Source organism: Catellatospora vulcania, from assembly GCF_009720385.1.
Lineage (GTDB): Bacteria > Actinomycetota > Actinomycetes > Mycobacteriales > Micromonosporaceae > Catellatospora > Catellatospora vulcania.
This window is the reverse complement of the sequence record NZ_WARX01000031.1, coordinates 91,432-111,151: the sequence shown is the minus strand read 5'-3', so window position 1 is coordinate 111,151 and position 19,720 is coordinate 91,432. Positions and strand designations below refer to the sequence as shown.

The 19,720-nt window shown below is 72.1% G+C and carries 17 protein-coding genes; 6 read left to right on the top strand and 11 right to left on the bottom strand.

Features of this window, described 5'->3' with window-relative positions:
• Positions 1-31: 31 nt before the first annotated feature.
• Complete coding sequence (locus tag F6W97_RS36860; protein WP_196279493.1) at positions 32-2,047, bottom strand: FAD-dependent oxidoreductase; 2,016 nt, start codon at positions 2,045-2,047, stop codon at positions 32-34.
• 124 nt (positions 2,048-2,171) lie between these two features.
• Complete coding sequence (locus tag F6W97_RS36855) at positions 2,172-2,912, bottom strand: SAM-dependent methyltransferase (RefSeq protein WP_155375206.1); 741 nt, start codon at positions 2,910-2,912, stop codon at positions 2,172-2,174.
• Between the two features lie 209 nt (positions 2,913-3,121).
• Between F6W97_RS36855 and F6W97_RS36850 the strand changes: the two genes are divergently transcribed.
• Positions 3,122-3,919: a methyltransferase domain-containing protein gene (locus tag F6W97_RS36850; RefSeq protein WP_230687278.1), complete on the top strand. Its 798-nt coding sequence runs from the start codon at positions 3,122-3,124 to the stop codon at positions 3,917-3,919.
• On the opposite strand, the gene F6W97_RS36845 is transcribed toward F6W97_RS36850, so the two are convergent.
• Positions 3,906-5,024 carry a substrate-binding domain-containing protein gene (locus tag F6W97_RS36845; RefSeq protein ID WP_155375205.1) on the bottom strand — a complete coding sequence of 373 codons (1,119 nt, stop codon included), beginning with the start codon at positions 5,022-5,024 and terminating at the stop codon, positions 3,906-3,908. The two genes, F6W97_RS36850 and F6W97_RS36845, sit on opposite strands and share 14 nt — an antisense overlap.
• Before the next feature lie 99 nt (positions 5,025-5,123).
• On the opposite strand from F6W97_RS36845, the gene F6W97_RS36840 reads away from it, so the two are divergent.
• Together F6W97_RS36840 and F6W97_RS36835 are read left to right on the top strand one after the other, a co-directional pair.
• The gene (locus tag F6W97_RS36840) at positions 5,124-5,573 is read left to right on the top strand and encodes a MarR family winged helix-turn-helix transcriptional regulator (RefSeq protein WP_155375204.1); all 450 of its coding nucleotides are present in this window, start codon (positions 5,124-5,126) and stop codon (positions 5,571-5,573) included.
• 459 nt (positions 5,574-6,032) lie between these two features.
• Positions 6,033-6,968 (top strand): GNAT family N-acetyltransferase, encoded by a 936-nt coding sequence (locus F6W97_RS36835; RefSeq protein WP_155375203.1) that lies wholly within the window; start codon positions 6,033-6,035, stop codon positions 6,966-6,968.
• Positions 6,969-7,208: 240 nt separating this feature from the next.
• On the opposite strand, the gene F6W97_RS36830 is transcribed toward F6W97_RS36835, so the two are convergent.
• Entirely contained in the window at positions 7,209-8,816 is a 1,608-nt protein-coding gene (locus F6W97_RS36830) for an ADP-ribosyltransferase domain-containing protein (protein WP_155375202.1), read from the bottom strand.
• Positions 8,817-8,988: 172 nt separating this feature from the next.
• Here F6W97_RS36830 and F6W97_RS36825 point away from each other — a divergent pair, with 172 nt between their 5' ends.
• Positions 8,989-9,663: a macro domain-containing protein gene (locus F6W97_RS36825; RefSeq protein WP_155375201.1), complete on the top strand. Its 675-nt coding sequence runs from the start codon at positions 8,989-8,991 to the stop codon at positions 9,661-9,663.
• A gap of 55 nt (positions 9,664-9,718) precedes the next feature.
• Here the strand turns inward: F6W97_RS36825 and F6W97_RS36820 are convergent, their stop codons facing one another.
• Positions 9,719-10,999 (bottom strand): D-alanyl-D-alanine carboxypeptidase family protein, encoded by a 1,281-nt coding sequence (locus tag F6W97_RS36820; protein ID WP_155375200.1) that lies wholly within the window; start codon positions 10,997-10,999, stop codon positions 9,719-9,721.
• Between the two features lie 108 nt (positions 11,000-11,107).
• Positions 11,108-11,920, bottom strand: a complete 813-nt coding sequence (locus F6W97_RS36815; protein ID WP_155375199.1) for a hypothetical protein — start codon at positions 11,918-11,920, stop codon at positions 11,108-11,110.
• A gap of 210 nt (positions 11,921-12,130) precedes the next feature.
• On the opposite strand from F6W97_RS36815, the gene F6W97_RS36810 reads away from it, so the two are divergent.
• Positions 12,131-13,540 (top strand): hypothetical protein, encoded by a 1,410-nt coding sequence (locus F6W97_RS36810; RefSeq protein ID WP_230687277.1) that lies wholly within the window; start codon positions 12,131-12,133, stop codon positions 13,538-13,540.
• Between the two features lie 18 nt (positions 13,541-13,558).
• Complete coding sequence (locus F6W97_RS36805; RefSeq protein ID WP_155375198.1) at positions 13,559-14,464, top strand: hypothetical protein; 906 nt, start codon at positions 13,559-13,561, stop codon at positions 14,462-14,464.
• Positions 14,465-14,476: 12 nt separating this feature from the next.
• On the opposite strand, the gene F6W97_RS36800 is transcribed toward F6W97_RS36805, so the two are convergent.
• The 5 genes from F6W97_RS36800 to F6W97_RS36780 form a co-directional block, all read right to left on the bottom strand.
• Positions 14,477-15,625, bottom strand: a complete 1,149-nt coding sequence (locus F6W97_RS36800; protein WP_155375197.1) for an RNA polymerase sigma factor — start codon at positions 15,623-15,625, stop codon at positions 14,477-14,479.
• A gap of 67 nt (positions 15,626-15,692) precedes the next feature.
• A complete protein-coding gene (locus F6W97_RS36795; RefSeq protein ID WP_155375196.1) occupies positions 15,693-16,409 on the bottom strand; it encodes an urease accessory protein UreD in 717 nt (238 codons plus the stop codon).
• Positions 16,409-17,140, bottom strand: coding sequence for an urease accessory protein UreG (gene ureG, locus F6W97_RS36790; protein WP_155375195.1), 732 nt, complete (start codon positions 17,138-17,140; stop codon positions 16,409-16,411). Before ureG ends, F6W97_RS36795 begins: the two co-directional genes overlap by 1 nt.
• Positions 17,130-17,837, bottom strand: a complete 708-nt coding sequence (locus F6W97_RS36785) for an urease accessory protein UreF (protein WP_155375194.1) — start codon at positions 17,835-17,837, stop codon at positions 17,130-17,132. The genes ureG and F6W97_RS36785 overlap by 11 nt, the downstream gene beginning before the upstream one ends.
• Positions 17,837-19,543, bottom strand: a complete 1,707-nt coding sequence (locus tag F6W97_RS36780; protein WP_196279492.1) for an urease subunit alpha — start codon at positions 19,541-19,543, stop codon at positions 17,837-17,839. Before F6W97_RS36780 ends, F6W97_RS36785 begins: the two co-directional genes overlap by 1 nt.
• Positions 19,544-19,720 lie beyond the last annotated feature (177 nt).

Here is a 19,720-nt window from a genome sequence, read left to right as displayed (position 1 = left end):
GGGACGAGGCGTGCCGGGTTTGCCGAGGAGGTCAGGCCGGGACGAAGCGGGCCGCGTCGGCGACCACGTACCCGTCGGTGGCCTCGGTGCGGATCAGCACGCTCGCGCCGGTCGGTGAGGAGCCCGCGGGCAGAGCGAACGTGCCCAGGGACACCCACTGCCCGCCGCCGGCGCGCTGGTCGACGGCCCGGGTGGTGACCGTGCCGCCCGCACACACGTCGACCGGCACGTTGCTCGCCCGGTTGGCGTGCGACGTCCAGCGCAGGAACACCTGGTAGGAGCCGGCCGCCGCGATCGTCGGGGTGAACCGCAGCCGGTTGACGCCCTTGTTGGCGTTGTCGTCGTGCTCGTAGTCGGGGCCGTAGAAGCCGGCGATCGAGCTGGACTTGAGCCATACGCCCGCGCGGGTGACCCCGGCCGAGGTCGAGCTGTCCACGATGATCTCGCCGGGCGCGGTCAGCGGCCACGTCAGCAGCTGCCCGTCGGCGCGCAGCCGGGCCTGCAGGGTGGCGACCGGCACCTGCTGCACCGCCGACCCGGCGGTGATCGCCAGGTGGGCTGCGGTCGCCGCCGACTGCGCGAGGATCATGAACACGGGTTCCATCCGGATCGAGCCGTACGCGATGTGGCTCGCCGACAGGCACACCGGCACCAGCAGGTTCGCGCACTGCGACTCGTACGGGGTGATGGCCCGGTAGCTGATGCCGAACGGCTGCGGCACGCCGATCTGCACGTCGCCCTCGTTCTTCAGCCCGCCCGAGACCACGACCCGCTGGCAGTTGTGCGAGTCCATGGTGTAGCTGGCCAGCCCGACCGAGTCGGCCGCGCTCCGGCCGCCGCGGCAGTCGGCCTCGGTCATCACGTACGCCGACACCATGCGCCGCGCCTCGCGGACGTACAGCTGGGTGGGCCAGCCGCCGTTGCCGGTGAACTCGTCGGCGGCCAGTCCCCACGACGCGGTGGCGCTGCGGACCGACGGGGGCAGCCTCGGGTCGTTGGCCAGGAACCACATCAGTCCCTGCTGGTAGACGCGGTGCTCGTCGACCATGCTCGCCCGGGTGGCGTAGGACGCGGTCGGATAGCCGTAGTTCTGGCCGATGAAATCGGTCGAGAAGGCCCCGTCGTTGTTGGAGTCGGTCTTGCCGCCGCCGACCTGGTGCGTGGTGAAGAACGGTCCGGTGTACCCGGCCTGCACGTAACGCGCCAGCGGCTCGTAGCGGATCGCGTCGTACCCGGACGGTTTGGCGAACGGGATCCGGTTGGCGGCCTGGGTCAGGCACATCCGGAAGTTGTACGCCTGGATCCGCCCGTCGCCGCTGCCCGCGGGCGCGACGGGGGTCGCCGAGATGCCCGGCAGCAGCCCGCTCGCCGCGCTGCCGGGTGTGACGTACGGGTCCACGAACCGGTTGAACTGGTGCCCGCTGCGCAGCTGCACCCCGTTGATCGTCTCGCCGTACGCGCTGTTGGCCTCGCGTCCCGCGGTCCAGCCGACCCCGGCCCGCGCCATCAGGTCGCCCTCGTACGTCGCGTCGACGAACATCGGGCCCCGGAACACCTGCCCGCTGTCGCAGGCCAGCTCGCTGATCCGGTTGCCGGCCATGGCCACCCCGGTCAGCCGGGTGTTCAGGTAGACCGGGACACCGGCCTCGGCCAGCAGCTCGTCGAAGATCACGGCAGCGACGTGCGGCTCGAACGTGAACCGGGCGGGTGAGGTCGGTGTGACGGCGGTGCCGTTGTACTTCGCGTACACCCGGCGGTAGAACTCGCCCGCCAGGCCGCCGATGGCCGTCTTGACGCCGCTGTCGGTCATGCCGAGGCCGCCGGTGGACAGGCCGCCGATGTGCGAGCCGGGCTCGACGATCAGCGCGGTGCGGCCCAGCCGCCGGGCGGTGACCGCGGCGGCGATGCCCGCCGAGGTCGCGCCGTAGATCACCAGGTCTGCGGTGACGACCGCGGCGGCCAGGGCGGGCAGTGAGACGGCCGGGACGGCGGCGACGACGAGGGTCGCGGTGCCCAGACGAAGGACATGGCGGCGGGTGTACGGCACGGGACGCTCCTGATCGGCAGACGATCGGTCAGGGGAGCGCGCCGCCGCACCCGGCACTCAGGATCATGCGCCCATCGACCCCTGTCAAGCGCTGCCCGTGCCGCGGCCCGCGATCAACGGCGCGTCACTTGACCGCGACGCCGCCCCAGAACGCGTCGGGGACCTGCTCGGGGGTGCCGTCGGGACGCCACTGTGCGACCGGGACGATGCCGTCGGCGGTGACCTGCCAGCGGCCCAGCAGCCGGCCGAAGTCGGCGGGCTCGCGCATGTGGAAGCCGGGGCCCATCATCGCCAGCGCCTCGGGATAGGCGGCCAGTTCCATCGCGTCGAAGTCGAACGCCAGCCGGCTGCCCGCCGGGACCAGGTCGTACATCTCGTCCAGGGCGTGGGCCAGGGTCGCGTCGTCGAGGAACGCCGCCAGGCCAAGGAAGATCAGCCCGACCGGGCGGGTGGCGTGGTCGGGCAGCGCCCGGTCGAGCGCGGCGGCGTCGATGCCGCGCGGGTCGGCGGCGTCGCCGGGCACGTACGCCACGCCCGGCCGGTCGCCCAGCAGCTCGCGTCCGGCGGCGACGATCTCCGGGTCCACGTCGGTGTAGAGCACGCGCGCATCCGGCACGGTCTCGTGCACGCTGCCCTGGGCGGGGATGCCCGCGCCGAAGACGAGGAACTGGTCCACGCCCTCGGCGGCCAGGTAGCGCGCCGCCCGGCCGGAGAACGCCCGCAGCGAGCGGAAGATCGCCGCACACGGTCCGTACGCCCCCTCGAAGGCGGTGGCGGCGGCGACGTCGATCGGGTGATGGCGGGTCCCGCCGAGCCAGTAGTCGATCATCCGGGCGGTGCTCGGGGCCTGCGGCTCCGTCGTCATCAGTCTTCTCCTTAAGCGAGGTGCGGCGTCCAGTCTCGCACCGTCGTGACCGGACGGTGCCGGTGCGGCCGTGCCTGCGCCTTCACCGGCGCGCCCCGCGAACGCGGCCACCGGGGTCGCGCGTGGCCGGAAAACCGCTTCTGACGTCGTACGGAGTAATCGCGTGTTCCGGGGTGCCCGGCGGCTGAACCTCCGTTACGGTCGTCCCCATGAGCAACGTGACCCGTGACGTGTTCGACGACAAGGTGTCCGCCTGGCGGCAGTGGCAGGACGCGCCCTGGGGCCGGTTGCGCTACACCCTCGCCGAGCACAACATCGCGCGCCACCTCGACGGACGCCGTCTGCGCATCCTCGACGTGGCCGGCGGCAACGGCGTCGAGGCGGTCCGCTACGCGGTCGCCGGGCACCAGGTCACCCTGGTGGACTACTCGTCGCAGATGCTGGTCTCGGCGCGGTCGCTGGCCGAGTCCACCGGCGTGGCGCACCGGGTCACCGTGATCGAGTCCGACGTCGCCAAGCTCGGCGACGTGGTCGACCGGCAGGGTTACGACCTGGTGCTGTGCCACAATTTGCTGCCGTACGTGGCCGACGTGGAGTCGACGCTGTCGACGGTCATGGCGCCGCTGGCCGAGGGCGGCCTGCTCAGCGTCATCGCGGGCAACGCCCACTCCGAACCGCTGCGCGCCGCGATCCGCGACATGGACCTCACCGCCGCGTACGAGACCCTCGACGCGTCCGAGCGGTTCACCCACACGTTCAACACCCCGGTCTACCCGCGTACCGCCGACGAGGTGTGCACCGCCCTGCGCCGCCTCGGCGCGGGCGTGCTCGGCCACTACGGGATCCGCTCGGTGTGCGACTACATCCCCGACGACGAGCGCAAGTACGACGCGTCGTTCTTCGCGGAGCTGGAGCGTCTGGAGATCGCGCTGTCGGACCGGATGCCGTTCCCGCTGACCGCACGGCTGTTCCATGTGATCGCGAGCGCGCCGGTCACAGCTGGGTGAGCACGTTGAAGTCGAGCCGGTCGGCCTCGGCGAGGTAGATGCGCTGGCGGGCGTGCCGGCGGCGCATCGCGATCGCCCCGCGCGGCCCTTCGTAGGTCACCGCGTCGGCCCCGGACCCGATCGCCCGCACGTCCAGCGAGCCCGCCCGGTTGATCAGCGCGGCGAGCAGCAGCACGCCCTCGTAGCAGGACTCGCCGAGGCTGCCGGGCTGCGGCGCCTCGACGCCGAAACGGCGCGCGTACTGGCCGTGGAAGTCGAGGTTCTCCGGGGTCACCAGGGTGGAGAAGAACCCGGCGGCGCTGAACAGGCCCCGGGTGGCGTGCGCGCCGCTGGCCATCAGCATGTTCTCGTCCATCAGCGTGCTCAGCCGCAGGCAGCGCTGGTCCAGCCCGGACGCGGCGAAGGCCCGGTTGAAGCGGACCGCGTCGTTGCCGACCAGCAGCATCAGCACCGCGTCGGCGGCACTGCGCTCGACGCGGCGCAGCACGTCGGCGAAGCCGTGCACGCCCAGCGGCAGGAACGCCTGGCCGCACACCTGGGTGCCCGACTCGACCGCGTAGCGGTGCGCCGCCGACGCGGTCCGCCGCGGCCACACGTAGTCGTTGCCGACGATGAACCAGCGCCTGACCCGGTGCTCCCCGGCCAGCAGCCGCATCGCGGGCAGCAGTTGCTCGTCGGGCGTCTCGCTGGTGAGGTACACGCCTTCGGTGCGCTCGCCGCCCTCGTACAGGGCGGTGTAGACGTAAGGGACGCGGTGCGCGATCCGCGGCGCGAGCGCCTGGCGCACCGACGAGATGTGCCAGCCGGTCACGCCGTGCACCGCGCCGAGCGACACCAGCGTCTCGACCTCGGCGGCGACCCGGTCCGGAGCGGCCCCGCCGTCGACCGGCACCAGGCTCAGCTCCCGGCCCAGCACGCCGCCGTTGCGGTTGACCTCCTCCACCGCGAGCTGGGCGCACAGCTCGCAGGTCGGGCCGAAGATCCCGGCGGGTCCCTGCATCGGGAACACCAGCGCCACGTGGACGGTCTCGCCGAGGGTGCCCGTGCTCCGGCCGGGCAGTCCGGGGACGACCAGGCCTGGCAACCGCTGCGGCGGTACGGGCATGGGGCACATGTTCCCGTGACCCGCGCATGATCTCCAGACGGTTCCCGAACATGTGGCTGTTCTGTAGCATGAGTCACGTCCACCGGCCGAGGAGGGACCTTGCCCGCCCCAGCGCCCCACGGTCCGACGCCCGATCTGCTGCAGCTGCTCACCAACGCCGAACGCCTGCTGCAGCGACGGCTGTCGGCGATCCTGCGCGCCGAGCAGTGCTCACCCGAGGCGTGGCGGGTGCTGACGCTGCTGGCCGCCGAGGGCGGACGTCCGATGACCGAGGTCGCCGACGGCGCGTTCCTGCCGCCCGGCACCCTGACGAAGGTCGTCGACCAGCTCGCGGAGCACAGCCTGGTGTACCGGCGGGTCGATCCGCTCGACCGTCGGCGCATCCGCGCCTACCTCAGCCCGCGCGGCCGCCAGCTGCACGACCGCATCGCCGACCGGGTGCGGGCGAGCATCGGCGAGCTGGCCATGCCCGAGTTCGAGCGCGAGCAGCTCGCCGCCCTGCTGAGCACGCTGACCGACGCGCTGTCGCGCCACCCGGCCGTCGCCTGACCTCGCCGCCCACGCAGGTCATTGCCAAGGGGATCGACCTGCCTTAATATTGTTTCTGCAGTGGGCGGGAGCGCTTCCACGGCTTGGGCGGCACAGGGCCGTTCCGCGGTGACATCGGGCGAAGGGCCACGACGTCCGGGTCCACATCGACATGATGTGGCGGTCGCGGGATGAGCGGCTCGTCTGCGCCTCGCTCCCGCGTGGCACACGCGGCGCCACGCCACTTCGCATCAGATGATCGACGCCCTGACTGGGCCTTCCTGACCCGTCCCGGTGCCTGGGGGTACAGCCCGCGCACCGGGACGCCTTCGTGCGCCCGCTGGACAGGGCCGTGCTCAGGTGTCCACTTAGGTCGGCGGGCCACCGGGCTGGTCCACCCGCAGGGCGGGCCATCAGATCCGGAGCGCCGCAACGCTGCGGCTGCGGATACCGGGTTGACGGCGATGATGTACTCGGCGCATGCCCGACCACGTGCTGCGCCCGTTCCGGCCCGACGACGCGCCAGTGGTTCATGAGCTGCATGCCCGGCATGCCACCGCTGACGCCGTCGATGTCCACTCCACCATGGAGCCACTCCTGGATCCCGACGGCGTGCGGCGCGGGATGGAGGCAGCGGACTGGGCGGTCGTCGCGGTCGACGCATCCGAGTCGGTGGTCGGATGGGGTTCGCTGCGGTCCTGGACGGAAGACGACGGAACCCATGTCTGTCTCAGTGACGGCTACGTGGCGCCCTCGGCACGCCGCCACGGCCTGGGCGGGCGGCTACTGCAGGAGGCCGAGGGCATCGCAGCTCGGCTCTCGGCCGGCCGTGCCGGCAACGGCCCGGTCGTGCTCGGCGGCAACGCATCGACAGTCCAGCCGGACCGGATGGCGCTGCTGGAACGCCGCGGGTACCGGCAGGTGTTCACCATGGTCGAAATGGAGCACCACGGCTCGCCCGTGCAACCTCGGCAGCTGCCAGATGGCATCACCGTCCGCGCCGCCGCGGTCGCCGACGCCCGGCCCCTGCTCGACCTCACCGCCCGCGTTTGGGCAGAGCGACCGTTCTTCACGCTGCCGGCCGAGGACGGGTTGCGCGACTGGCTCAGCCGATCGCAACTCGACCTTTTCCAGGTGGCGACCCTCGCCGACCGCGTCGTGGGGTTCGTCGCCGCGAGCCGCACACCCGCCTGCGTCGAGATCGAGGACGTTCAGGTCGATCCGGACCTCCAGCGCCGCGGCCTGGCAACCGCGATGCTCACCCGGACGCTCAGCACCCTGACCCAGCAGGGTGCCGGACCGATCCGCCTGCACACCGAGGGGCACGACCCCTCTGGCGCGCGGTCACTGTACGAGCGGCTCGGCTTCCAGGTGGTGCGCGAGTACCGCCGGTACCGTAAACCTCTCGGCCGCTGACCCGCAGACGGCTCGTCTCGAAGCCGCGGAGATCGTCGTGTCCTGCGCCCGATCTCGCGCAGCTCATGGTCAGTCGCCACCGACGGCAGCAACCCACCAGGGCCGGCCCGGCCCCGTCGTGTCGGACATGATCGCAAGATCGCCGACGCCCTCGACGCCGCCTGACGGGACACCGGTCCACCCACGCCGCCGTGCTGCCCGGTTCTCTGCAGCACGGCGGCGTGGCGGGTCACGCCTTGTTCACGCGACCATGTGCTGGTCGGCCAGCTCGGTCAGCCGCACCGTGCACAGGCCGCTGCGCTCGGCCTGCACGTCGGTCACCGTGAGCTGCGTGCCAGGGGTCAGGATGAACTCCTCCTCGCCGGTGAACGCGGAGAATCTGCGGATGCCCACCGCCCGCACCGGAGTGACCTCGAAGATCGTGCGCTTGCCGCGGCCGCCGAGGAACGCCTGCGCCACGCTGAGCTTCGAGGTGCACGACGACACGCCCCACCAGGTGACCGTCTGGCCGACCGGGTACTGCGCCCGAAGGTCCATCGCCACCCCGCGCCACAGCGGCTCGGTGCGGGCGGGCAGCCGGGACACGGCCGAGAACAGCAGCCGCAGGTACGGCAGGTACGGCACGATCCGGCTGCGGTCGGGGTGGCGCAGCGTGGCGTTGATCTGGCGGTAGAACGCCGACTCGCAGGTGTAGAGATACAGCGCCGCGACCTCGTCTGCGGTCAGCCCGCCCGTCGACTGCTCGGCCTGCTGACGGCCGAAGTCGTGCGAGCTCTCCACGTGCCAGTCGAGGCCCGACAGCAGCTTGGCGGCCGGTGCGACGGCTTCCCGGAAGTCCATCAGCGGGGTGTCGAAGACCCCGGTGATCGCGGGCAGCGCCAGGCCCTCGTCCTTGACGCTGGCGAGCCGCTCCAGGTAGAGCTTGTGCAGCTCCATCGTGGACGCGATGAAGGCCCCCATCCGGTCCGCGGTGTCCGAGCCGGCCGAGCCCGTAGCCGTGTTCCACCCCTTGCTCGGCAGCCAGTCGATCTCGTCGGCGCCGAGCCCGCGGAGCGCCTCGTTGACCGCGGCGAAGTGGTCCCCGTCGCAGAAGATGTCGCCCTGCGCCGCCGGGTTCGGGTGGTCGATGTGCCGGACCTCGACATCGGGGTACTTCTTCTGCAGCCGGACCACGAGGTTCTTGAGGGTGCGGGCATGCGCGCCCCACCAGGCGAACACGACGCCCCGGTCCTGCTCGTCGCCGTGCTGCTTGGCCCGCAGGATCTCCTCGACGAGCTTCTCCACCACCGGCCGCCAGAAGGCGGTGTGCTGGTCGGTGGCCATCGCGCCGTCGGCGCTGGCGGTCAGCGACGCGTTCAGCAGAAGCACACCCTGGGTGAGCATCGCCTGGAACCATTCCGGGGGCTGCACCGTGTCGTGCTCGCGCAGCAGCTTGCGGATGTCGGCGATCGGCGTCTTCTTCGGGATGCCGTGTTTCCACATCGCCGCCGCCTTGATGATGCAGCGGATGGTGATGACCTTGCCGAACTGGCTGTCGTTCCAGTCGTGGAAGGTGTTGTCGAACATGGCGATCCCGGTGGCGCTCTCCGGCCGCGGGTAGGGGTTCTGCCCGAAGACGACGACCTTCCACTTCTGCGGCGGGTGCGGCTTGAGCGCCTGGAAGGTCAGCTCCCGGACCGGCACCACCTGCGGGCCGCGACCCGGGCCGATGAAGGAGGGCGCGGCATGCTGGGCCTCGATGACCGGCTTCAGCAGCGGCAGCCACGGCTCGCCTCCACCGTTGAACAGTTCGGCGAGGGCGAGCGGGTCGTCCTGACCGGACGGCGTCGTTGCGGCGTTGTCGCTCATGGTGTGCTCCCGGGCGGGTCGTGCAGATGACGTGTGGTGTCGATGCCGCGGGACGCTAACACCGGGCCACGACAACTCCCGGATGTCGATTCGACGGCCCGGATTTCGTCGGTGCGGCCCGCTATCTTTCGGGGCGCTGAAGACGACCCCTTCCCCGTGACCGGAGCGAGCCATGACTGTCAACGACGTGAAGCCCCAGCTCAAGGTAGTGCTGAGCGATGTCAACGCGAAGGTGGTGCAGGCGTGGCAGTCGGCGTTCGCCGACACTCCACAGGTCACGATCTTCCGAGGGTCGATCATCGAGCAGCGGGTGGACGCCTGGGTCAGTCCGACCAATTCGCATGGTGAGATGAACGGCGGTGTCGACGCCGTCATCAAGCGGCACCTCGGCGCGGGCATCCAGTTGCGGGTCCAGCGGGCGATCCGGGACGGCTTCGGCGGGTCGCTGCCGATCGGCAGCGCGGTGTGCGTGCCCTCCGGTGCGGCGAATCCGAAGTTCCTGATCTCGACACCGACGATGAACCAGTCGGCGGAGAACGTACGCGAGACGCTCAACGTGGCACTGGCCTGCGCCGCCGCGTTCCAGGCCGTGCACCTGCAGAACGAGCGCGAGCCCGGCAGCATCACGTCGATCGCGCTGGTCGGCATGGGCGCGGCGACGGGCAAGGTGCCGCCGCAGGTGTGCGCGAACCTGATGTGGGCCGGGTACACCCTGTTCCACGACTACTCGTTCGCCGACTACGACGAGCTGCGGTCGACGATCGGCGCGCAGCTCGGCGACATCGAGACCCGCCCCGTGCAGCGGGTGCGGATCACGCCCCCGGCCCGGCCCGCCGCGCGGCGCTGAGCCGCGAACCGAAGCCGCGGCACCCGGGAACCCGGGTGCCGCGGCTTCGGTTCGGTCAGTGGCGGGGTCGCGTCCGGTTGCCGCGGCGACGCCGGGCGGCCGCGGAGAGCACGAGACCTGCCGCCGCCACCACCGCGCCGAAGGCGAGCAGGGGCGGTGTGCCGGTGCCGCCCGCGTCGGCGAGCGCGTTCGTGCCGGTGCCCGGAGTGTCGGCCGCCTGGGCCGCCGCCGACGGGTTCGCCGCCGAGGCGCCCGGGTCGACCAGCCGGCCCACCGAGACGTCGGCGGGCTGGGCGAAGCCCCAGTCGAGCAGGGCAGCCCCCTGCTCCCAGCCGCGCAGCGGCACGTACTCGGCCCCGAGCACGGTGACGACCAGCCGCCGGCCGTCGCGTTCGGCCGCGCCCACGTACGTGTGGCGGGCCAGGTCGGTGTAGCCGGTTTTGCCGCCCAGCGCCCCGGGGTAGTTGTCGATGAGCAGGTTCTGGTTCTGGATCTGGAAACCCTTGTGGTGCTTGCCCTGGTCGGGGATCTGCGTGTACCGGGTGAGGGCGTACTTGCCGAACAGCGGCTCGGCCAGGCAGGCCCGCATGATCAGGGCGAGGTCGTAGGCGCTGGTGAACTGGCCGGGCGCGTCGAGCCCGGACGGGGTCACCGCGTGCGTCTGGAATGCGCCGAGCTTGGCGGCCAGTTCGTTCATCTCGCGGACCCCGCCCTCGGCCGTGCCGCCGCCCAGCCGGGCCAGTGTGTTCGCGGCGTCGTTGCCGGAGGCCAGCAGCAGCCCGAGCCACAGCGTCTCGATCGAGTACCGGCCGCCTTCGATCAGGCCGGCCGACGAGCTGCCCGGCTCGATGTCGACGTCCTCGCGGGTGATGGTGACGACGCGTTCCGGGTCGAGCCGCCCCATCATCGTCGCCGCGAGCAGTAGTTTCTGCACGCTGGCGGGGGTGGCGTACTCGTGTGCGCCGCACGCGCCGAGCACCGCTCCCGTGTCGAGGTCGGCGACCAGCCACGAGGTGGCGGTCACGGCGGGTGGCGCGCCCGCGGACGCGGGAACGGCCAGCCCCGCGGTGGCCAGTTGGTCGCCGCCGACGGTGCGCAGGACCGGGTCGGCCGCGGGCGGCGAGGGGCGCGTCGGCGCGGACACCCGCGGTCCGGCGGGCTTGGGGCAGGGCGCGATCCGCCAGGACGCGGCCTGCGCGGGACGCGCGCTCGCGGCCCGGTCGGCGGGGACGTGTGCCACCGCGGCCCCGGGCGCCGTGACGAGGACGGGCACGGCCACCGTCGCGGCGGCGGCAGCGAGGGCAAGACGCTGCCCCGAATGCGCAAACCAGCTCATGTATCGCAGACTAGTAAAAACCGCCCGTAAGCGGAGATGTCTTCGCGAAATCGTCGCCGGCCGCCGGGGCGCGGGGCGCCTCGAAGTGAGGCGCCCGCACCGCCGGCACTACACGATGAAAGTCGCGGACGGGTGTACGCCGATCGCCGTCGCGCCGTTCGTGAGCTGCACGAACCGCGGTGTCACGCCCGCACCGTCGCGGGCCGCGCCGGTCAGGTACGTGATCGCGCCGGCCGGGGCCGCGCCCAGCAGCTGCAGCCCGAACGTGTGGTACCCGGCGATGTCGCGCTGCGAGGACTCGCCGCACAGCCGCAGGTACTCGGCGACCCACGCGGCGGGGGTCATCGCGACGCCGCGCAGCGCCACCGGCAGCGCCAGCCCGATCTCCGAGGTCACCCGTGCCGTCGCGGCGGCGGCGGAGGTGAACGGGCCGAACCGGCGCCCGGCGACGGCCGCCAGCGCGTTGTCCAGCTGCGCCAGCGAGTTGTTGTACGCGTACACGTGGTCGCCGCAGTGCTCGAGCTCGGCGTCCCGGTTGAGCAGGGCGATCGGCGCGGTCAGGTGCAGGTATACGCGGTCGTCGTCGTACCCCTCGAACGGGCACAGGCACCTGCGCACGTCCGGGTCCGTGGCGTACGCGGTCATGTCGATCGCCAGGTTGGTCTCGTAGGTGCCTGCGGCCAGGTAGTGCGACGCGTTGGTGCCCTGCACGGAGTTCTGGTTGACGGCGAGCTGGCCGAAGTGGCGTACGGCGTCGCCGTTGCCGCTCTGGGTCACCGTGATCGTCCACTGCGGCGCCTGCGGGCCCACCGGATCGGTGGTGAGCCCGACGGTGCCCTCCGCCGCGGTGGCCGGGTTGCTGCCGCCGAGCTGCACCAGCGTGGCGAGGTTGGTCGGGATGGACGCGTTGACGAGTGGCATGGTCTGTCTCCTGCTGCCGAAGTGTTGTCGGCTTGAAGAGCGGTGTCGGCGAAGCGGTGATACGGCGAGGGCCGTCGCATATCCGTCCGGTAGTCGTCTGCTGCCGCTGCGTGTCCGGTGTGGACCGTGCGCGGCCACCGGAACACCTCGGTAGAGTCGCCCCGAACCCGCGACCGGTTCGGTCGGCGGCGCCTTCCCCCGAGGACGCGTATGAGCACCGGCGACACTCCGTCATCCCGTACCGGCCGGCACCGGGGCCGCGCGTCCCGGCGGCGTCTGCTGCTGGCCGCCGCAGGGCTGTCCGCGGTCGCCGTGCTCGCCGCGGCGGTGCTCGCCGTCGCCGGCGCCCCGGGTTCCTGGTTCGGCTCGGACCAGCCGTCCCCGGCGCAGTCACAGGGCTCGGCCGCCCCGGGCCTGTCGGCGTCGGCGACCCCGAGCCCCGCCGCGTCGCCGTCGGTGACGACCGCCGGTGCCTGCGCCAGGCCGGTAGGACCCAAGCCGGTCGTGAAGGTCACCGAGGTAAAGATCAGTTCCGCCGTCCTCGGGTACGGGCGTGAGGGCGACACCGAGCCGCTGCCCATGGCGATCGCGGAGCGGCCCGCAGGCGGCTCCTGGCTGGCGTGGCTGGGCGCCGACAAGCGCGTCTACCTGGGCCGCCTTGACTGCGACGACAAGCTCGTCGGCACCCCCACCAGCTTCGCCGGCATCGACCTGCAGGACGTGCACGCCGACCGCACCGGCGGCGTCGTGCTGCTCACCCGCCGCGGCGACTGCGGCGGAGGCAAGCTGTGCGGCGGCTCGTCCAGCCCCTGCAACACCATGCACATGATCCGCTTCGACGACTCGGGCAAGCAGGTCTGGGAGCGGCAGGTCACCAACCTGAGCGGCAGCCGCAAGGGCTACGACGACGGCGCGCGGTTCGTCTGGTGGTACCAGCACCACGGCCGGCTCGCCACCGACGGCAAGAACTACGCCGCCTACTTCGGGGTGGCCATCACCGTGCGCAACGGCGACTGCGTCGACATCCACGAGGGCGACCGCATGCAGGTCGTCGACGCGAACGGCAAGCTGGTGTCCGGCCACCGCGACAGCTTCGAGGTCGGCTGCAGCCACAGCTGGACGACCCGCATCGTATGGGACCCGCGGACCAGCCGTTATGCGATGGTGTGCGCCACCGACAACGCCTGCCGCATCGCGCAGCCGGATCCGTACCGGACCGTGGCCGCGGGAACCTGCGACGGCAGCCTGTTCGGCGGTGACCTGGTGCTCGCCGCGACCCGTGGCTACTGGACCGCGTGGAGCCAGGGCGGCAGCGTGCGGCTGGAGCGCTTCACCACCGGCAAGTCGAACCTCACCGTCAGGACGGCGGCCAGGTCGAGCCACCCGCACCTGGTCGGCTACGGCACGGGCCGGATGCTCCTGGCCTGGGCGTCAGGCTCGACGATCGCCGCTCAGGTGTATGACGCCGGCACCGGCAAGACCGTGGGGGCCAAATTCACCGTCAACGTGAGGGACCACGACTACCAGGCGTTCAAGGCATACTCGGACGGCAGCGCCGCCTACCCGGCTGCGGGCGGCAGCCGGTCGATCCGGATCGCGCGCGTGCTACCACTGAACTGAGCCGCCCGCGAGGGCTTCATGCCGAGCACTCCCGCCGATGCCAGGGACGAACAGATGATGAGATCGGTTGGTCTCCTTGCCATATCGGCGACCGCTGTCGCCGTCGTGGCGAGTGGTTGCGCGAAGGTTTCAGCCCAGGACGCCACGGCGTCCTCGGCCGGGGTAGCGGCGACCTATCAGGAGTTGCTCGATGCGCTGCTCGGCACGCCCGAGGAACGATCCGCTGCCGAGGCCAAGGCTGTGGCGGCGTTCCAGCAGTCGATTGCCGACTGCATGAGCGGCAAGGGACTTTCGTACACGGCGGCGCCGAGTGAGAATCCGGTCGCCGGGCCGATCGTGCTCAACGATCTGACGTCGCTGGCCCCGCTCGGCGAACACGGATTCGGCATCACGGCGTTCAAGCAGAACGTCGCCAGGGCAGCCGATGCGACGGCGGATAACGCGTACGGGGTGTTGAAGACCGAAGCCGAGCGTGCCGCGTACGGTGCGGCTCTCGGGCCGTGCATCACGGCAGCGCCGGACGTCGCGGCCTTCGCTCCCGACGGGCAGGGCGAACTCGTCGCCGAACTGGAGAAGGTGTTCGCGGAGCAGGAGAAGAACCCTGCCGTCGTGGCCAAGCTGGATGAGTACGGCGACTGCATGGCCAAGGCCGGCTATCCCGTTCGCACCTACCTCGACCTTTACCAGTTGATCGAGAGCAGGTTCCCCGATCCCGGACTGGGCTGGAAGAAGCTGGCGAACGGTTCCGCGTGGGCGGAAGCGGCGGCGTTCGAGCGCGCGGCCGCCGACACCGACGCCGCCTGCCGGACCGACCTGCGCAACCATGTCATGGCGGCGGCGCGACCGGCGCTGGACCGGTTCGCCGAGAAGCATGCTGACGCGCTGACCGCGATGAAGCAGCAGTGGGCCGACTACCGAGGATGATCGACGGCTTGATCACTGCTCGGACGAGGGGGGCGCCGACGGCGTGGGGGAGGCGGGCGGGTCGAAAACCGCCATCCGGGGATCGGTGGCCAGCGTCGTCACCTGCTCGCCGAGCGGCGTGTACTCGGTGCTGGCCGGCAGTGCGGCGCGGACGTCGGGCGAGTTGGTGATCGTCACCAGCACCATGCTGTGCCCCGTGTAGGCCGCCACCGACCACCAGTCCGCGTCCTTGCCCAGGCGGTAGCCGGCCTTCGCGGCGTCGGGCGTGTCGTGCACGCCGTACTGCTCGACGACCCAGCCCTCCTCGGTGACGCTCGACAGCCGGCAGATGGGGAGCCGCGCGCAGTGCTGCGAGTCGGGTAGCGCGACGGTCGGGGCCACCGAGATGGTCACCGTGCCCTGGCCGCTGGCCGTGCTGATCCGCACCGCCACCGTCAGCGCGGCGGGGGCGATCTCCGGGTCGAGCAGCGCGGCCATCGGCCGGAAGTCCCCGCGGTCGTCCAGCCCCAGATCGACCCGTTCCAGGCCGGTGGGATTCACCTTGGTGCGGAAGTACGCGGCGACCTCGCAGCTCAGCCGCTCCCGGCGGGCCTGCTCGGGCATCACCGACGCGCTGCGCAGCGGCAGGTCCCCGGTCAGCGCGGTCAACCGGTCCATGCCGCCGTCGGCGACCGCGCTCGGCCGGGCCGACGGGGAGGCGCTGGTCGACGGCGGCGACGGGAGCCCGGCCATGCAGTCCTCGGCCTCGGGCACCGGCGTGCCACCGGGGACCGGGCGCAGCAGGTACAGCGCGACGCCCGCGACGACCAGCCCGAGCACGGAGACGGCCGCGGTGATGGCGCGCAGCACCCGCCGCCGCGCCCGGCCGGCCGCGATGAGCTCGCCGGAGGTGAACGGGACCGGTGGCGCGAGCACGTCGGGGCCGGTGTCGACGTCGGCCGGGGGCTTGGCGTGGCGGAGCAGGTGCAGCAGGGCTTTTTCGGCGTAGACGTCGGGGGGCTCCTGGACGGTGGAGTTGCCGCGCCGGTACACGTTCAGCAGGACCTGGCGGGTGAGCCGGTCGGCGGTGTCCCAGTCACCGCAGCGGGCGTACGCCAGGCGGCGCAGCCGTCCCGTGTAGACGCTGACGAAGTCGGTGTAGTCGGCCTCCCAAACACGCACGCCGCCAGTGAACACCCTCGATGGTGATCGCGTCATCCCCCGTTCGGAGAGCGCTCTCCGCGGTGGGTCACGCGTCGAGGTAGCCGCGCAGCACGTGCGCGTCCGGGGCGGTGGCGCTGACCAGCGTCGCCGGGCCGGTCAGCGGCATCCGCACCGCGGTGGCCCCCAGCACGGCCGACGGCGCGGGCGCGGCGGCGGGGTCGACGAGCAGCAGCGAGCCGGTCGCCCGCGCCCCGCCGAGCACGGCCGGGCCGTCCCAGCCGGGCGTACCCGGGCCGATCGTCAGCGACTGGCGCAGCAGGGGAGCGCCGTCGTAGTCGACCGAGGTGCTGACCACGGCATCGCCCGGCCGCTCGTCATGCCGTCCGCAGATCAGCTCCTCCCGCCACAGCAACCTGGCCCCGCCGGCCAGCTCCACCGTGGACGTCGCCTGGTGGCGGCAGCCCGCCGCGGCGACGAGCTGCTCCGGCAGCCAGCGCAGCTCACCGTCCGCGGCGACGACCGCGGTGACCGTCGTACGTGACGGCGTGCCGTCGCGGCCGGGCAGCGCGATCGAGGCGGCGACGGAGCGTACGCACAGCGACGCGCCCTCGCCGACCTCGATCTCGATGCGCAGGTCGTCGCCACCGAGCGGCCCGGCGGCGCTGCCGATCAGGTGCACCGTCGCCGTCGCCGAGCCGTCCGGGGTGTGCCGCAGCTGCAGCGGCGGCTCACCGCGCAGGCGCGCCAGCCGGGTGCCGCCACGGCCGTCGGCCTCGGCGACGATCCTGGCCAGCGCCCGCATCAGTGCGCCCCGGCGTGCGCGTGCGCGTGGGCGCCCGCGGCGTGGGCGACGACGTGGCGTACCCAGTCGGCGACCTGGCTCGCCTGTGGATCCTGCGCGATGGACTGGAAGATCGTCGGCAGCGTGCCGCGGCGGGCGCGGGCGTCGCGGTCCATCACGGCCAGGTCCGCGCCGACCAGCGGGGCGAGGTCGGTCTTGTTGATGACGAGCAGGTCGGCGGTGGTGACGCCGGGGCCGCCCTTGCGCGGCACCTTGTCGCCGCCGGCCACGTCGACGACGAAGATCTGCTGGTCGACCAGGCCCTTGCTGAAGGTGGCGGTGAGGTTGTCGCCGCCGCTCTCGACGAGCACCAGATCGAGCGGGCCGAGCGCGTCCTCCAGCTCCTCGACGGCGTCGAGGTTGGCGGAGATGTCGTCGCGGATCGCGGTGTGCGGGCAGCAGCCGGTCTCCACCGCGCGGATGCGGGACGGGTCGAGCACCCCGGCCCGCTTGAGGAAGTCGGCGTCCTCGGTGGTGTAGATGTCGTTGGTCACCACCGCCAGCCGCAGCTCCCCGGCCAGCGCCCGGCACAGGGCGGCGACCAGCGCGGTCTTGCCGGAGCCGACCGGCCCGCCGATGCCGATGCGCACCGCCCGGTCCAGCTGCGGCAGCGGCGGGTGCGGGTCGACGCCCGGCTCCGGGTGGGTGTGGGGCACCGATTCGTCGTGGTCGTAGGCGTGGTCAGCTCGCAAAGAGACGCACCTCCCAGGTGGCGTGCAGTTCGGCGGAGATGTCGGCCAGCGGCGCCGCGTGGGCCGGCAGCTCCTGCGGGGACTTGTGGGCGACCGCCGCGGCGGCTGCCGCGATCTCGTCGCATGATCCGGCCATCCTGGCCAGCAGGTTCTGCACCTGGTACGGGTCCAGCCCGAGCAGCCGCACCGCCGCACTGGCCGGCCCGGTGAGCACCCCGTACGCGGCGATCTGCGCGGCCTCCTCGGCGGACAGCCCCGCCGCGGCCGTGGTCACTCCCAGCGCCAGCGGCTGGTGCGGGCCGTCGGGGTGCTTGGGCAGTTGCCCATACAACTCGCTCGGCCACGTGTTCCGGCCCGCCCGCAACAGCGCCCGCCCCTGCCGCCGCGAAGCGAGCCTGAGCGCCGGCGAAACCGTCCGCGCCTCCAGCTCCCGGTCAAGGGAAAGGAAGGGCACCTTCACATCGGATTCCGTAGCGGAAGGTGCCCTTCCCATCCGCGCGGCGGTGAGGTGGGTGGCGGCGGTGAAGGCGGCGGTGACGGGGGCGGCGTAGGAGAGGCGGCCGTGCAGGAACGCTTCCAGGCCGGCCAGGTCGGTGACCCGGCCGGCCGCGACGGCCGCTTCGAGTCCGCTGGAGTGCGCGTGGCCGCCGGACGGGAATCGCCCGTCGGCCAGCAGCAGGTACGCGGTGCGGTGCATCAGAAGAGGAAATACCGCTGGGCCATGGGCAGGACCGTCGGCGGGTCGGGCTCGACGACCTCGCCGTCGATGCGGACGGTGAACGTGTCCGCGTCGACCTCGATATGCGGCATCGCGTTGTTGTGCGGCAGGTCCGCCTTGCCCCGTGAGCGCACGTTCGCGACGGGCACCAGGGCCCGCTTGACGTCCAGCTCCAGGCCCGCCTCCAGCGCCGCCGGGGCGACGAAGGCGAGCGAGGTCTTGGCGGGCACGACGCCGTACGCGCCGAACATGGGGCGGGGCAGGATCGGCTGCGGGGTGGGGATGGAGGCGTTCGCGTCGCCCATCTGCGCGTACGCGATCATGCCGCCCTTCATCACCAGGTGCGGCCGCACCCCGAAGAACGCCGGGTCCCACAGCACCAGGTCGGCGAGCTTGCCGGGCTCGACGGAGCCGATCTGCTCCTCCAGGCCGTTGGCCATGGCCGCGCAGATGGTGTACTTCGCGACGTACCGCTTGGCCCGGTTGTTGTCCGCGCTGGAGTCGCCGGGCAGCGCGCCGACCCGGTCCTTCATCACGTGCGCGGTCTGCCAGGTGCGCAGCACGACCTCGCCGATGCGGCCCATCGCCTGCGAGTCCGACCCGATGATCGAGATCGCGCCCAGGTCGTGCAGCAGGTCCTCGGCGGCCATCGTGGACGGCCGGATGCGGCTCTCCGCGAACGCCAGGTCCTCCGGCACGGCCGCGTTCAGGTGGTGGCACACCATCAGCATGTCCAGGTGCTCGGCCAGGGTGTTGCGGGTGTACGGCCGGGTCGGGTTCGTCGACGACGGCAGGATGTTGGGCAGGCTCGCCACCGTGATGATGTCGGGCGCGTGCCCGCCCCCGGCCCCCTCGGTGTGGTACGAGTGGATCGCCCGCCCGTTGATCGCGGCCAGGGTGTCCTGCACGAACCCGGCCTCGTTCAGGGTGTCGGTGTGGATCGACACCTGCACCCCGGACGCGTCCGCGACCCGCAGGCAGGCGTCGATCGCCGCGGGCGTGGTGCCCCAGTCCTCGTGCAGCTTGAACCCGCCCGCCCCGGCTCGCAGCTGCTCCCACATGGCCTCCTCGGAGACCGTGTTGCCCTTGCCTAGCAGCAGCACGTTCACCGGGAACGTGTCCAGGGCCTCGAACATGCGGGCCAGGTGCCAGGCGTTCGCGGTGACGGTGGTGGCCTTGGTGCCCTCGGCCGGGCCGGTGCCGCCGCCGACCAGCGTGGTGACGCCGCCCGCGAGGGCTTCGTGCACCAGCTGCGGGCAGATGAAGTGCACGTGCGTGTCTACCGCGCCCGCGGTGAGGATCTTCCCGTTGCCGGAGACGACCTCGGTCGCCGGGCCGATGACCAGATCCGGGTGTACGCCCGGCATGGTGTCCGGGTTCCCGGCGCGTCCGATCGCGACGATCCGCCCGTCGCGGATGCCGATGTCGGCCTTGACGATGCCCCAGTGGTCGAGCACGACCGCGCCGGTGATGACGGTGTCCAGCGCGCCCTGTGCCCGGGTGGCCCGGGACTGGCCCATCGACTCGCGGATCACCTTGCCGCCGCCGAAGACGGCCTCGTCGCCGCCCGCGCAGCGGTCCTCCTCGACCTCGATGAGCAGGTTCGTGTCCGCCAGCCGAATGCGGTCACCGGTGGTGGGGCCGTAGAGCGCGGCGTACCGCTCGCGGCTGACCAGAATCGTCACAGTGCCCCCAAACGAACGTGACCGCCGTGCCTCACGGCGCCGTCGCCGGCTTCCCGACGGGCGGGCGGTGGGTGGGTCGTGCCGACGGCCACAACCCAGGAGTTGTGGGTACAACTTTCGTGTTGTGGCCGCACGACCGACATACCTTCCCGGCGAGGCTCGCCTATCCGTGTCCGG